The organism is Glycomyces rhizosphaerae (assembly GCF_042647865.1).
GTDB classification, from domain to species: Bacteria; Actinomycetota; Actinomycetes; order Mycobacteriales; family Micromonosporaceae; genus Glycomyces; species Glycomyces rhizosphaerae.
Genome location: NZ_JBHRWO010000005.1, coordinates 136,834 through 151,364, shown reverse-complemented (window position 1 = coordinate 151,364; position 14,531 = coordinate 136,834). Strand labels below are relative to the sequence as shown.

11 protein-coding genes, 2 tRNA genes and 1 pseudogene are annotated in these 14,531 nt (G+C 68.4%); 11 read left to right on the top strand and 3 right to left on the bottom strand.

Annotation, left to right across the window (positions count from 1 at the left end):
- Positions 1–7: 7 nt before the first annotated feature.
- Together ACFO8M_RS05310 and ACFO8M_RS05305 are read left to right on the top strand one after the other, a co-directional pair.
- A pseudogene (locus ACFO8M_RS05310) lies at positions 8–895 on the top strand (RNA-guided endonuclease InsQ/TnpB family protein); the annotation flags it as partial.
- Between the two features lie 149 nt (positions 896–1,044).
- On the top strand, positions 1,045–1,962 hold the full coding sequence (locus ACFO8M_RS05305) for an NUDIX hydrolase (protein ID WP_387971544.1): 918 nt from the start codon (positions 1,045–1,047) through the stop codon (positions 1,960–1,962).
- Here ACFO8M_RS05305 and ACFO8M_RS05300 read toward each other — a convergent pair.
- Positions 1,959–3,209, bottom strand: coding sequence for a phosphatidylserine decarboxylase (locus ACFO8M_RS05300; RefSeq protein ID WP_387971542.1), 1,251 nt, complete (start codon positions 3,207–3,209; stop codon positions 1,959–1,961). The genes ACFO8M_RS05305 and ACFO8M_RS05300 overlap by 4 nt on opposite strands.
- Positions 3,210–3,447: 238 nt before the next feature.
- On the opposite strand from ACFO8M_RS05300, the gene ACFO8M_RS05295 reads away from it, so the two are divergent.
- The 4 genes from ACFO8M_RS05295 (at position 3,448) to pcrA (ending at position 8,910) form a co-directional block, all read left to right on the top strand.
- The gene (locus ACFO8M_RS05295; protein WP_387971539.1) at positions 3,448–4,557 is read left to right on the top strand and encodes a Cys-Gln thioester bond-forming surface protein; all 1,110 of its coding nucleotides are present in this window, start codon (positions 3,448–3,450) and stop codon (positions 4,555–4,557) included.
- A gap of 428 nt (positions 4,558–4,985) precedes the next feature.
- Positions 4,986–6,086 carry a thioester domain-containing protein gene (locus ACFO8M_RS05290; RefSeq protein WP_387971536.1) on the top strand — a complete coding sequence of 367 codons (1,101 nt, stop codon included), beginning with the start codon at positions 4,986–4,988 and terminating at the stop codon, positions 6,084–6,086.
- A gap of 240 nt (positions 6,087–6,326) precedes the next feature.
- Positions 6,327–6,605, top strand: a complete 279-nt coding sequence (locus ACFO8M_RS05285) for a chorismate mutase (protein ID WP_363526824.1) — start codon at positions 6,327–6,329, stop codon at positions 6,603–6,605.
- Between the two features lie 76 nt (positions 6,606–6,681).
- Positions 6,682–8,910, top strand: coding sequence for a DNA helicase PcrA (gene pcrA, locus ACFO8M_RS05280; protein WP_387971533.1), 2,229 nt, complete (start codon positions 6,682–6,684; stop codon positions 8,908–8,910).
- On the opposite strand, the gene ACFO8M_RS05275 is transcribed toward pcrA, so the two are convergent.
- Positions 8,907–9,689 (bottom strand): M23 family metallopeptidase, encoded by a 783-nt coding sequence (locus tag ACFO8M_RS05275; protein ID WP_387971530.1) that lies wholly within the window; start codon positions 9,687–9,689, stop codon positions 8,907–8,909. The two genes, pcrA and ACFO8M_RS05275, sit on opposite strands and share 4 nt — an antisense overlap.
- A 198-nt stretch (positions 9,690–9,887) precedes the next feature.
- Positions 9,888–10,883 (bottom strand): biliverdin-producing heme oxygenase, encoded by a 996-nt coding sequence (locus ACFO8M_RS05270; protein ID WP_387971527.1) that lies wholly within the window; start codon positions 10,881–10,883, stop codon positions 9,888–9,890.
- A gap of 273 nt (positions 10,884–11,156) precedes the next feature.
- Between ACFO8M_RS05270 and ACFO8M_RS05265 the strand changes: the two genes are divergently transcribed.
- From ACFO8M_RS05265 to rpmG, 5 genes are all read left to right on the top strand, one after another.
- The gene (locus ACFO8M_RS05265) at positions 11,157–11,378 is read left to right on the top strand and encodes a hypothetical protein (RefSeq protein ID WP_387971524.1); all 222 of its coding nucleotides are present in this window, start codon (positions 11,157–11,159) and stop codon (positions 11,376–11,378) included.
- A gap of 33 nt (positions 11,379–11,411) precedes the next feature.
- Complete coding sequence (locus ACFO8M_RS05260) at positions 11,412–13,922, top strand: EAL domain-containing protein (RefSeq protein WP_387971521.1); 2,511 nt, start codon at positions 11,412–11,414, stop codon at positions 13,920–13,922.
- Positions 13,923–14,020: 98 nt separating this feature from the next.
- Positions 14,021–14,093 (top strand) — tRNA-Thr (locus ACFO8M_RS05255).
- 90 nt (positions 14,094–14,183) lie between these two features.
- Positions 14,184–14,255: transfer RNA gene (locus tag ACFO8M_RS05250), tRNA-Met, on the top strand.
- Positions 14,256–14,353: 98 nt separating this feature from the next.
- Entirely contained in the window at positions 14,354–14,524 is a 171-nt protein-coding gene (rpmG, locus tag ACFO8M_RS05245; RefSeq protein WP_387971698.1) for a 50S ribosomal protein L33, read from the top strand.
- Positions 14,525–14,531: the final 7 nt, after the last annotated feature.

Below are 14,531 nucleotides of genomic sequence, written 5' to 3'. Positions count from 1 at the left end.
GGCCTATCAGAACTTCTTCGATTCGGTGTCGGGCAAGCGCGCTGGGCCTCGGGTGGGGCCGCCGCGGTTCAAACGGCGGGCCGGGACGCAGACAGCCCGGTTTACGCGGCGCGGATTCGCGCTGCGGCCGAGCGGCCGATTGTATTTGGCGAAGGTTGGGGATCTGAAAGTCGCCTGGTCCAGGGAACTGCCCGCGGACCCGTCGAGCGTGACAGTAATTAAGACCTCGACAGGCAGGTACTACGCGAGTTTTGTCGTGGCTGTCGACGACGCTGTCGAGGCATTGGAACCGCTCAGTGACCCGACGGCCGAGACCGGGATCGATCTGGGGTTGAAGGATTTCGCAGTGCTGCGCGGTGGGCGGGTGATCGAGAACCCGCGGTTCTTCCGACGCCTCGAACGAAAGTTGAGAAAGTCGCAACGGGCCTTCTCACGGAAGGCGAAGGGCTCGGCCAATCAGAACAAGGCACGGCTCAAACTCGCGCTGATCCACGAAAGGATCAAGCAATCCAGATCGGACTGGATCGACAGGCAGGTCAACGCGTTGGTGGGCGAAAACCAAGCCCTCTATGTCGAAGACCTCAACGTGAAAGGACTCGGCCGAGGTCGCGCCGCGAAATCGGTCCAGGACGCCGCGTGGGGCATGTTCCTGACCCGGCTCGAATCCAAAGCCATCCGAGCGGGCCGGACATTCGCGCGAATTGACCGGTATTTTCCTTCCACGCGCCTCTGCTCTACATGCGGAGCCTTGACTGGTCCGAAAGGGCTGGAGGAGCTCACGATGCGGAGATGGGCGTGTCCGTGCGGCGCGTGTCACGACCGGGATGCAAACGCTGAGATCAATATCAGACGTGAAGGAAAGCGTCTTGTGGCCGAGGGTCTGCCGGACACGTAAAACGCCTGCGGAGCCTGCGTAAGACCCGGGAGCCCGGGCTGTGGGCGTTGAACCAGGAACCCACCCGTAGACGGTCCGACATGCGCGGACCGCAAGCCGGGATCTCCGCCATACATGGCGGTGAGGAGGTCAAGCCGTACAGTTGAGGGATGCAATTCCGGATAGCTGCGTACGGGGAGGTCCGTGACGAGAACGGCCGGGTCCTGCTGACGAGAAGGACCCGCGGACGGGAAGTAGGCCCCTGGCATCTGCCGGGCGGCGTGCTCGACCACGGCGAGCCTCCGAAACGGGCCGCCGGCCGCCTGGTCGGCGAGCACACCGGCTACGACGTCGCCGTCGGTGCACCGCTCGAAGCGGTCGCCGTCGCCAGGCGGGGCGTCCACACCAACGCGATCATCTACGCCGCCACGGTCTCCAGCGGCCCCGACGGGGACTTCGAAGGCGAAACCGCCGAATGGGTCGAACCGGCCCGCGCGGCCGCCGAATCCCATTCACCGTTCGTCTCCGCCTGCCTCGACCTCGCCGACGACCGGCTCGCCGGGCGCGTCGACAAGGCCCCCCAGGAGACTCGGCCCGTCCCGCCCGCGAAGGCCAAGAAGGGCCGACGCAGAAGGGGCCAGCGCTTCGGCGCGTACGGGGTCGTCGCCGACGGCGACGGCCGCATCCTGCTCGCCCGGATCGCCGAGGGCTATCCCGGCGGCGGCACCTGGCACCTGCCCGGCGGCGGCGTGGACTTCGGTGAGGCGCCGCGATCGGCCGTCTCCCGCGAGATCTATGAGGAGACCGGCCAGGAGGCCCTGGTCGGCGAGCTCCTCAACGTCACGTCGTTCCGGCACCGCCGCGCGATCGGCCCCGAGGGGTACCCGCTCGACTGGCACGGCGTGCGCGCGATCTACTCGGCCACCGTGCCGGACCCGTCCGCCGCGGTCGTGGTCGAGGCAGCGGGCGGCTCCACCAGCGAATCGCGTTGGTGGGAAGCGGAAGCGCTCGACGACCTGCCGCTGTCGGCGGCCGTCGAGGACGCCCTCCAAGTCGTCGACCTGAAGAATCTGGCCGCTCAGGCCTAACGCCATCTGGCGACTACGGTCTCTCCGGCGCGGATCATCTCGCCGGGGACGACCGCGGCTTCGGCGGCGCCCGCGGGCAGGTACACGTCAGTGCGGGAGCCGAACCTGATGAGGCCGTAGCGTTCGCCCTTGGCGAGGGCCGCTCCCGGCTTGGTGCGGTTGACGATGCGGCGCAGGAGCGCGCCGGTGCGCTGGGCGACGACGACGCGTCCGCGCGGGGTCGACAGGACCGTGTAGCAGGCGGCGTTGTGCTCGGCTTCGGGCGCGCTCACCTTCGAGTAGCCGCCGCGTTCGGTGAACACGTCGACGACTTCTCCGGCGACCGGGGCGCGGTTGATGTGCACGTCGGTGACCGAGAGGTACGCGCTGATGCGCAGCCATTCGGCGCCGGCGGTGCCGATGGCGGCGCCGAAGCGCTCGTCCACGACCGTCTCGACGGCCATGATGCGCCCGTCGGAGGCCGCGAGCACCGCTTCGGGCTCGTCGTCCTCGCCGCGCAGGTCCGCATCGCGCTGCGGGTCGCGGAAGAACGCGGCGACCGGGACGGCGGCGAGCGCGGGCAGCACCCAGGCCTTCGAGGAGGGCCGGATCTTCTTTGCGGCCCAAGCGGTTCCGAGGAGCAGTCCGGCGGCGATCACGCCGTTCGAGTCGAGGTGCATGCGAGGCGTGACGGCGACCGAGGAGGCGCGCCAGGCGGGCGCCAGGTCTTCGGCGGGGGCGATCGCGCGCGGCCCGCCTTCGTGCTCCGCGGCGGATCCGATGCGGAGCTTGTGGATCCGCACGGGCGGGAAGGACCGGACGATGAGGTCGGTGCCGATCCCGTACTCGGCCACGAGTTCGGCGATCTCCTCGCGGGCCGGGGCGGTGAGGGTCGCGGCGAAGGAGAGCACGCCGCCGGGCGTCACCTTCTCGCGCAGCAGTGCGATGTCGTCGATGAAGGCCTCCGCCTCGACGGTGACGGGCGAGGCCAGCATGACCTCTTCGGCCGGTTCGGCCTCGGCGAGCGATGCGACGGCGGTGACGTTCTTGGCGGTCCAGGAGCCCTCGGCGGTGAGCGAGAGCTTCAGGTCCTCAATGGAGACCGGATCGGCGACGACGGTGAGCCGGTCGGCGGGCATGAGCGCCTCGAGCGCGGCCGTCAGCACCGGGTTCCCCCAGGTCGCGCCCACGACCAGGCCGGTCTTGGGGCCCCTCCGGCGAGCGAATTCGTCGGTGATGCCGCGAGCGGCGGCTTTCGAGATCGGCATGACTCCGACTATAGAGCGCCGTGCTGCGCGGTCCGGGTCGCGCTCGCGTGTTGCCTCGATGGTGAGACGCGACCCTTGCCCTGTTTTGGGCTCGTACTTTCGGCGGGTTCTTCACATCGTTCGGCGGAGTGGCCGCGCCGTCACTCCGGGTCCTTTCGTTTTCCCTCTTGTCAGGTCGACCCGGCACTCCACTCAAGACCAAACACCTCAAGTCCGCTCCCAGGAGGACCGAACCACGATGAGACTCAAGACGATCCGCACTCCGCTCACGGCGACCGCCGCGCTTCTGGCAGTGCTCGCGGGCGCCCCGGCCCACGCCGAGGAGCCCGAGCCGGTCTCCGGCGACATCGTCACCGCCCCGGGCCTGGAGCTGCGCGGGCGCTTCGGCGAGGACCGCTACGACGTGTGGGCCAACATCCTCGGGCTCAAGCCGCACGGCGGTGAGGAGACGCTCGTCGTCTACTGCATCGACATCCGCACTCCGCTCGACACCGAGAGCCCCTACGCCGAAGGCCACTGGGAGGAGTCCGGGGTCGCGAACCTCGAAGAGGTCCGCTGGGTCCTGCTCAACGGCTACCCGAACGTCGGCGCGGAGGAGCTCATCGAGGCCTCCGGCGGCGAAGTGAACCCCGACTGGACCGACACCGAGGTGGCCGAGGTCGCCTACGTGGGCACGCAGGCCGCCGTGTGGCACTTCACCGACGGCTGGGACCTGTTGGAGGACAACCCGGTCAAGGGCGGCAACAACGGCGAGGACGAGGCCGTGCTCGCGATCTACGACCACCTCACCGAGGAGACCGGGCGCGTCCCGGACCCCTCGGAGCTCACCGTGGACCTCGAGGGCGAGGAGTCCGCGACCTTTGAGGACGGCCGGTTCGGGCCGTACACGATCCGCTCCAGCGCCGGACCCGTGACGCTGGGCGCCGAAGGCGGCCGCCTCGAGACCGAGGGCGGCGACGAAGTCGAGACCCTCGACGACGGCGAGGAGTTCTGGATCGTCCTCGACGAGGACGCGAGGGAGGTCACCGTCTCCGGCACCGCCGCATACGATCTCCCGGTCGGTCGAGTCTTCCTGGCCACCACCGACGAATCGCTCACGGGCGACGCGGCCAACGCGGTCACGTCCGGCGAGTCGCAGAAGCTGATCCTCGCCGAGGCGCGCGAAGGCGAGATCCCCGCCGAATGGCGCTTCGCCCTCAACGCACCCGAGAGCGGCGAGACGCCCAAGCCGCAGCTCCCGACCACCGGTACGAGCCTGAGCATCGCCTTCGCGGCAGGCCTGGCGCTCCTCATGGGCGGCATGACCGTGATCGTGGCGAGCAAGCGCCGCAAGGCGACTGATCACTAAGACCTGAAGGACGCGGGCGCCCGCTTGCCGATGGCAGGCGCCCGCTACCGCAGGAGCGTCCTGGACCACGTCGAACGGTCCGGACCCGGGCGCGCTCCTCGGTTCAATGCAAGGCCCGGAGCATGGTCGGCCGGGACCGGTCTTGGCGACGCTTGCGAGCCATAAATTTGGCTAGCAGCGATCCCCTCCGGTCCCGGCCACTCTGGTCACTCCAGTCGCGCCGCGTCACCGTGCTTTGTACACGGCGTGGCCGATGCCTAATCGTTATAGAGGCGCGTTCCCGAGGGGACGCGCCTTTTGTGTTGCGGCGCAGAAGAATCGGCAATTTCGGAATCCCGCCCGCCGGATGCAACCGGCAGGGGGCCGCTAACGTGTCGCATGAAGAGTCAACGTGTCAATCCCTCGGAAAAGCAAAGGGACTTCAACCAATGATGACCAAAGCCCTGAAAGGGACGATGGCCGCTGCCGCGGGCGTCGCCCTCGGCCTCACCGGCGTCACCGCCGCGCAAGCGCAGGACGGCGAAGACGCCGGCATCAGCGCCGCGGGCAATGTGACCCTCGAGGAAGGCATCCGCCTCAACGGGGACACCCCCGAGGGCTCGCAGAGCCCCGAGGCCACCATGATCGGCCTCGAACTCGCCGACGGTGAGACCCGCACCGTCTACTGCATCCAGCTTCAGGTCGGCCTCGAGCAGGACCTGATCCACGAAGAGCGCCCCTGGGAGGACATCCCGGTCGAAGACCTCCCGATGGTCCTCGGCGTCCTCGTCAACGGCTACAACGGCGACAACGCCGCCGAGCTGCTCGAAGCCGCCGGTGTCGCCGGCGAAGACCTCGAAGGCTTCTCCGCCGACCAGGTCGCCTACGCCGGCACCCAGTCCGCCATCTGGTCCCTGACCGACGGCTGGGTCCTCGACTCCGCCGACAACGCGGACGTGGCCGTCCAGGGCGTCCAGGACTACCTGATCGCGAACTCCGAGCCCATCGACGAGCCCGACTTCGAGCCCTACTTCGAGGTCGACGACGCCGAGGCCAAGACCGAAGGCACCACCGTCGGGCCCTTCACCGTCGGCACCAACTTCGACGAGATCACCTTCTCGCAGCCCGAGGGTGCGACCATCGTCGACGAGAACGGCGACGAGGTCACCTCCTTCACCGACGGCCAGCAGTTCTACGTGAAGTTCGACAAGGCCGAGACCGCCACGGTCAAGCTCGTCACCGACACGATCATCTGGACCACCCCCGCCGGCCGCACCTTCGTGCCGGTCGACGGCGAAGGCGCCGACGTCGAGGGCCAGCGCCTCATCCTCGCCGAGAAGCACACCTCCGAGTACAACGCCGAGATCGAGTTCGACATCGCGGTCGAAGAGGTTCCCAGCGAATCCCCGAAGCCGCAGCTGCCCACCACCGGTGCCAGCCTGACGACCGTCGCCTCCGTCGGCGGCGCGGTCCTGCTCGCCGGCATCGTCGCGATGGTGCTCATGCGCCGCCGCGCCGCCGCCCGCGCGGACTGGGGCTCGGACGCTTAACAACACCCGAATACTGCGATAACCGCCACACGCCCGCTGGTCTGACCGGCGGGCGTGTGGCATACTTGCCGCGTGACTCAGAGCGCGCGATTTTACTTTTACTACGGCCGGAACCGTCCGAGCCGTAGGTCTTCGCGCTGAACACAGACCTACAGGCCCCGGGCGAACAGCCCGGGGCTTTTTTCACGCCCAGGGCTACCGCCCGGAGTTCGATAATCATCGCTCTAAGGAGAAGCCCTGATGACCGCCAGCACCACTGCACTTCCGAACGACGCCGCCCCTGAAGAACTGCAGGAGCTCCGCACGGAGATCGACGCGCTCGACGCCGAGATCATCCGCCTGTGGCAGCGCCGCGCCGAAGTCTCCAAACGCATCGGCGAGATCCGCATGGCCAACGGCGGCACCCGCCTGGTCCTGGACCGCGAGCGCGCCATCCTCGAGAAGTACCGCGCGGCCCTCGGCGACGACGGCATCCAGATCGCGATGCTGGTCCTCCGCTCGGGCAGAGGACCGCTCTAACGGGCTTCAGATCGCCAGCCGCGCCGTGCTCCACCTTGAAAAAACTGTCACACCCGGCGCGGCATAATTGATCTCGATGAACGACCTTCTGACCGGCCTCAACGAACCGCAACGCCAAGCCGTCGAGCATGCCGGGTCTCCGCTGCTCATCGTCGCGGGAGCGGGTTCGGGGAAGACCCGTGTCCTCACCCACCGCATCGGCCACCTCCTGGCCGAGCGCGGCGCCCATCCCGGCGAGATCCTCGCCATCACCTTCACCAATAAGGCCGCCGCCGAGATGCGCGAACGCGTCGACGGCCTCATCGGCCCGCGGTCGCGGGCCATGTGGGTGCTCACCTTCCACTCCGCGTGCCTGCGGATCCTGCGCCGCGAGGCGCACCGCCTCGGCTGGAAGTCGAGCTTCACGATCTACGACACCGACGACGCGCGCCGGCTCCTGACCCAGATCGTCAAGGACCTCGGCCTCGACTCCAAGAAGCAGTCGCCGCGCTGGTTCGCCGCCGAGATCTCGCGGCTCAAGAACGAGCTCATCGGGCCTGAGAAGGCCGCCGCGAGCGCCGACGACGCCCGCACGAAGCTGGTCGCCGACGTCTACGCGCAGTACACCGAGCGCCTGCGCCTGGCCCAGGCCGTCGACTTCGACGACATCATCGGGTCCACCGTGCAACTGTTCCAGCAGTTCCCGGACGTCGCGAAGTCCTACCGGCTGCGGTTCCGGCACGTCATGGTCGACGAGTACCAGGACACCAACCACGCCCAGTACACCCTCGTGCGCGAGCTCGTGGGCACCGGCGACGACCGGGCCGAGCTGTGCGTGGTCGGCGACGCCGACCAGTCGATCTACGCGTTCCGCGGCGCGACCATCCGCAACATCATCGAGTTCGAGCGGGACTTCCCGGACGCCAAGACGATCCTGCTCGAGCAGAACTACCGCTCGACCCAGACGATCCTCGACGCCGCGAACGGGGTCATCCGCAACAACACCGAGCGCGGCCGCGAGAAGCGACTGTGGAGCGACGAGGGCCCCGGCGGTCGCATCCTCGGGCACACCGGCGACAACGAGCACGATGAGGCCGCGTGGGTCGCGGGCCGGATCGACGAGCTGGTCGACTCCGGGGACACGAGCTTCGGCGACTCCGCGATCTTCTACCGCACCAACGCCCAGTCCCGTGCGTTCGAAGAGGTCTTCGTGCGCCGCGGCATCCCGTACAAGGTCGTCGGCGGCGTGCGCTTCTACGAGCGCAAGGAGGTCCGCGACATGCTCGCGTACCTCAAGCTCACCGCGAACCCGGACGACACGGTCTCGGCGATGCGCGTGGTCAACGTGCCCAAGCGCGGCGTGGGGGACCGGGCCGTGGCCGAGGTCGAAGCGCTCGCGGCCAGGCTGCGGCTGTCGTTCCCGGCGGCGCTGCACCGCATCGACGAAGCCCCCGGGGTCTCGGGGAGGGCCCGCACCGGGATCAAGCGGTTCTGCGAGATCCTCGACGAGGCAACGGAACTCGCCAAGACCGCGCCGCCCGAGGAAGTGCTCGACAAGCTCATCGCCGACACCGGGTACCTCGAAGGCCTCAAGCAGTCGAACGACCCGCGCGACGAAGGCCGCGTGGAGAACCTGCAGGAGCTCGTCGCGGTCGCCCACGAGTTCACCGAGCAGGTCGTGCGCGGCACGACCGACGACGACGAAGCCGACCTCGTCGCCGACGTGCCTTCGTTCCTGGAGCACGTCGCGCTCGTCTCCGACGCCGACTCGATCCCGGACCCCGAGGCCGAAGAGGGCGGGGTCGTCACGCTCATGACCCTGCACACCGCGAAGGGCCTGGAGTTCGACACGGTGTTCCTCACCGGACTCGACGACGGCCTGTTCCCGCACGAGCGGTCCATGAACAAGCCCGGCGACATGGAGGAGGAGCGGCGGCTCGCCTATGTGGGGCTCACGCGGGCGCGCAAGCACCTGCACCTGACGCGCGCGGGAACCCGCAACATCTTCGGGCAGCCCCAGTACTACGCCGCCAGCCGGTTCCTTTCCGAGATCCCCGGCGACCTCATCGAATGGAGCGAGTCGGCGCCGCCGCCCCGCGTCGTGAAGTCGAAGACCGCGGCGAACTTCGGCTCGCCGATCGTGATGCGCAGCGCCGCCGACATCCCGTCCCTCGATGTGGGGGACCGGGTCACGCACGACAAGTGGGGACTCGGCCGCGTCGTCGAACTCAAGGGCTCCGGCCCGAGGGCCCAGGCCCGCATCGACTTCGGCGACGGCGAACCCAAATGGGTGATCCTGAGGCTCGCACCGATCTCGAAGATCTAGCGCAGGTCGAGCCCTACTTCCGACAGGTAGCTCAAGGGCTCGACCGGCTCGCCGTTCACGTGCACCTCGAAGTGGACGTGGGAGCCGAAGGAGCGGCCGGTGTTGCCCGCGTTCGCGATCCGGCTGCCCGCGTCGACCCAGTCCCCTTCGCTCACCAGCACTTCGGAGTTGTGGGCGTAGTAGGTCTCGATGCCGTCGCCGTGGTCGATGATCACGAGGTTCCCGAAACCCGTCTCCCACCCGGCGTGCGTGACCGTGCCCGGGTAGGCGGCGTACACCGGGTCGCCCGTCTCGGCGTCGAAGTCGACCCCGTTGTGGTTGCGGCCCCAGCGTTGTCCGAACAGGGACGTGATGGTGATGTCGTCGAGCATCGGCGTCCACTCGATCTGCGCGTCCTGCCCGGTGACCGGGGAGGTCCGCTCAGTCCGCGCGACCTCGTCAGCGGTGGCGGTCCCGATCGGGGCGGCGCCGACAGGAGCCTCGCCGTCGGCGACGGTCACCGGGGCGTTGGCCTCGGAGGCGAGTGCGGCGATGTCGGCTACCGCGCGGGAGGTCCCCGGTTCCCGCTCCTCTGAAGGGAGTCCGGCGCCGGTCGCCATGGCGACGATGGACGCTCCGGCGACGGCCGAGCCGACGACGGCGGTGTAGCGGCGTTGGGTCCCCGCCAGCAGCGGGGAGAGTTCTGCGGCCCACGAGGCGCGGTGCTGGCCCCTCGTGCGGTGCGGCCGGGCGGCGTGACGCCTGATTGCTGAGGCGGCTACCGGTCCGGAATCGGACATTGACACTCCGAGATCGTGGCGGTGTCCATCGGCGGCGCTTGGAACTGGGTCAGTTCTGGGGGGCCGGCCGTGGGCTTGGCAATCGCCACACGGTAGCCCCGCGAACGTCGGGCGGGCGAGATTCATCACCGCCCGGCGTGTCGCGGCGATCAGGACGATCCCGGAAGGTAGTGGTTACGCGGCTGTGCACATTTACGGCTAGCGAGCGTCGCCGAGGCTAAGTGAACTTTTGGATTCGGTGAAGAGGCGCACGATCTCGGGTCGGACCTCGGCGCGCTCGGAGAGCGGCGCGGCCCAGTCGACTCGGATCGGGACCTCGGTGCCGTCCACGACCGCGGCGAAATCGGCGCCGTCGCCGTCGAAGCCGGTCATGCGGGCCGTCTCGGCGCCGCTCTGGCCGCCCACACCCTGGCAGATCACGAGCGTGTCGGCCGCGTGGTCGGTGTTCATGTGGTGGCAGATCGCGGCGATCACTTTGGGCTCGAAGGGGTTGCGGCCCAAGACTTTGCCGAGGGCGTCGAGGACCGCGCCGTTGTGGTCGTAGGCGAGGAGGATCTCCTCGATGACGCGGACCTTGTCGGCCTCGGGCAGGTCGACCGCGTCGAGGCGGGCGCGGTACTCCTCCTTGAAGACCTTGGGGCTCTTGATGTCCGCGAACACGTAGAAGGACGCGCCATCGTCTTCGAAACCGAAGTTCCTGCGGGCCGCCTTGCCGAAGGCCTGGCCGCCCGAGAGGTCGCCGAGGTAGCGGGTGTACGCGTGGGCGATGTAGCCGCCGGGCCAGTCGGCGCTGACCTCGTCGATCCGGTCCACGTAGGCCTTCGTCGCCGGGAGCGGCTCGATCCCGGAGCGCCACTTCGGACCCATGAGGAACTTCAGGTCCGCCTCGATCGCGGGCACGCGCGCGAGCTCGGGGAACACGAACGGCCCCGCCACCGGGTCGTCCGCGAAGCGCACGGCCGCGGCCTCGATCGCCTCGTAGACGAAGTACTGCTGGGCGTGCCAGCGCGTGTAGTCGTCCACACTCAGCGAACCGTCGAAGAGACGGTCGAACACGCCAGGTGCCTTCGCTGCGTCCGGGTCGGCCGACGGGTCGAGCCCTTGATGGCGCGACCAGGAGGCTTCCCGGATCCGGGCCGAGAAGAGGGCCGTCCCGGCGTCGGCCGGTCCATTCGCGGCGGTTTCTGCAGGCATGTGCGCATTCCTTATCGAACAACGATCGTATTCTTGAGTAAGGCGAGCCTAACCTACAGGATCGAGCAGGGCCAGGCATGCGAACGACGGACCCGTCAGCGAACGTCCTCAGAGCATCGGAGACAATGAGATGAGCCGTACTCACCCGTACGACTGAACCAGAAAGAGCACGAGAATCACGGTCGCAAGCCTTCCCCAGGGCGAGCCGACTGTGGCACCATGGGCTCATCTGGTCCCCTTGACAGCACATTCCCACACCTCACGGGAGGCCTCGTGAAACCGGTCAGACTCTTCAAGCGGCTCGGCGCTGCCATGGCTGCGGGCCTCATCGCGGTCGGCATCGCCGCCGGCGCCGCAACCGCCAGCCCGGCGAACTCCAGCGAGATCACCGCCAACCCCGGCAACTCCAGCGAGATCACCGCCAACCCCGGCAACTCCAGCGAGATCACCGCCGCCCAGTTCACGATCCAGGGCAACTCGAGCGAGATCACCTGACGGCCCCTCGGCCGGTCCTTGTAGGGTCCGCTGATGGTCCGTGAACGGTTCAAACTCCTGTTCAGGGTCCTTCCGTGGGCCCTGACCGGGGCGGTCTTCGCGGCCGTCGCGGTGATGCTCGGTGCCTTCGGGCTGCCCGAGACGGTCCCGCTGGGCCAGCTCGCGTGCTTCCTGGCCGCGTTCGTACTCGCCCAGAACCTCCTGGTGCAGCAGGACGTCCGCGGACACCGCATCTCCTTCAACCTGGCCGACATTCCGCTCGTCCTGGCACTGTTCTACCTGCCGCCGTACTGGGTCATCGTGGTGCGGCTGCTCTCGTCCGCGCTGTTCTACGGCGGGCGCTACTTCCGCACCTCGGTCGGACCGCTCAAGTCGCTGTTCAACATCGGGCTCTCGCCCTTCGGCGCGGGCCTCTCGGCGGCCTTCGTGCAGCTCATCGGCATCGGCAGCGCGAATGACCCGCTGACCTGGCTGGTCATCGTCGGCGCCGTCGTCTTCGCGGGATTGGCCACCACGGTCCTCATCTCCGCGCTCATGCTGGTGCTCAACGGATGGAGCAGCGTCGTCCGGGCCTGGTCAGGCTTCACCGTCACCCTTGCCGGGCCGATCATGGCCGCCTGCGTCGGCCTGATCTTCCTCATCCTCCTGGAAGCCACCCCCTGGGCGTGGATTCCGATCATCTTCCTGCTGCTCACGATCGTGGCCCTCGCCGCGAGCTACATGAAACTGCGCCGGCAGCGCCACATTCTCAACGAGCTCAACAACTTCACGCAGCTCGTCGCCGACTCGGTCCGCTCCAACCGCCTCATCGACGCCACCCTCGGGCGCCTCCGGGAAATCCTCGCGGCCGAGTCCGCCACCGTCTGGGTTCCGGCCGACGGCCGATACCCCGAGATCCGCCTCGCCTCCTCTGTGGACGACAAGGGGCTCACCGACCTCGACCCCATCCCCGAAGCGCTGCAACGCGAGGTGATCAGCGCCAAAGCCCCACTGCTCATCACCCCCAAGACCGGCAGCGCCGAGCACCGCGGCGTGCTCGCCGCAGCAGGCGTCCGCAACGCCATGCTCGTCCCGCTCCACTCGGGAGACGACGTCTACGGCTGCCTCTCCGTGGCCGACCGGATCGGTGGCGAGATGTCGCACTTCCTCCCCGTCGACCTGCAACTGCTGGAGACCGTCGCCGCGCACGTGAGCATCGCCGTCGACAATTCGCGCCTGGTCGACCAGCTCCGCTACGACGCCTACCACGACCCGCTCACCGGCCTCCCGAGCCGCCGCCGCTCGCTCGAGGCCCTCCAGGAGGCCCTCTCCATCACCGTCCCCGGTGAAGTTGTCGCGCTCATGATGTTCGATGTGGACGCACTGCACGAATTCAACGACGCCCTCGGTCACGAAGCCGGCGACACCATCCTCGTCGAGTTCGCCCGACGGCTCAAAGAACACGCGCCCCCCGCGTCCTTCCTCGGCCGCATCGACTCCGACGAGTTCATCCTCCAGACCCGGCTCGCCTCCACCGACGCGGCCCTCGAGACCGCCCGGCGGCTCCGGGCCGCGGTCCATGGGCCGTTCGAGGTCGGCGGCGTCGCCGTGAGCCTCTCCGCCGCTGCAGGTGTGGTCACGCACCCCGACTTCGCGGCGGACGCCGACGAGCTGCTGAAAAGGGCCGACGCCGCGACCCGGCAGGCCAAGAACGCCGCCGACGGCGTGCAGCTGTACCACTCCGGCCTCGAATCCGAGAGCCTGCGACGCATCGGCCTCGCCGCCGACCTGCGCAGGGCCCTCGACCGAGGCCAGCTCGAGGTGCACTTCCAGCCGAAGGTCCGGCTCGATTCCGGGGCGGTGCTCGGCGCTGAAGCGCTCGTGCGCTGGCCGCACCCGACGTTCGGACCGGTCGCACCCGAGGAGTTCATCCCGATCGCCGGGTCCACCGGTCAGCTCGGTCAGCTCACCGAGATGGTCCTGGACGAGGCGCTGCGGCTCTCGGCCGAATGGGCCGGCGATGACGGGCCGCTGCCGATGGCGGTGAACCTCTCGCCGCGCACGCTCGCGGACGCCGACTTCCCCGACAAGGTCGCCGCCTTCCTGGAGCGGCACGGGGTCCCGGCCGACCGGTTGACGTTCGAGATCACCGAGGACGACGTGGTCTCGGGCGAGCCGCGGCTCACCCCCGCGCTCGACCGGCTCCACGAGATGGGCGTGAGGCTCTCGGTGGACGACTTCGGCACCGGGTACTCCTCGCTGGCGTACCTGCGCCGCCTCCCGGTCCAGGAGATCAAGATCGACCTGCGGTTCGTGCAGGGCATGGCCACCGACGCCGACGACCGCGCGATCGTGGAGGCGGTCCTGGGCCTCGCCCGGCACTTCGCGATCGACGTCGTCGCCGAGGGCATCGAGGCCCACCAGACCGTGGAGCAGCTCCGCGAGCTCCACTGCGAGGCCGGTCAGGGCTACTACTTCTCGCGCCCGCTGCCGGCCGACCGCTTCGCCGCATGGCTCGACAACCAGCCCGGTGGCCAGGGCCGCACCCGCCTGCGGGTCGTCTAGCGCCAAGGCTGTGGCCCGCACCGCAAGGCAGGCCCCGCGTTCGTTCTGGGCGGCTCGTCATGTACTCTTGTCAAGGCCGCGAGGGAAGCCTCGCGATCGCCCCTATAGCTCAGTCGGTAGAGCGTCTCCATGGTAAGGAGAAGGTCTGCGGTTCGATTCCGCATGGGGGCTCGGAAGCACTTCGAGCTAGACTTCAGCGAGGTGCTGTACTGCTCACAGGTCTGTGGATATCGCAGAGCCATCTGGCGGCAGTGAGCGCACGGCGGTGTAGCTCAGTGGTAGAGCAAACGACTCATAATCGTTGTGTCGGCAGTTCGATCCTGCCCATCGCTACTTTTGTTCAGCGTCGACCACCGAGATATGCTGGTCGACGTTTTTTCTGTTCAAGTAACGGTCCGCAAACCGGCGGGCCGAGTTAGAGGAAGGCACTCATCGTGGCCAAGGCTACTGACGTCCGCCCGAAGATCACCATGGCGTGCGTGGAGTGCAAGGAGCGCAACTACATCACGAAGAAGAACCGGCGGAACCACCCCGACCGGCTCGAGCTCAAGAAGTACTGCCCGCGTTGCAAGGTTTCGCGAGTCCACAAAGAGACCCGCTAGTCCTTCG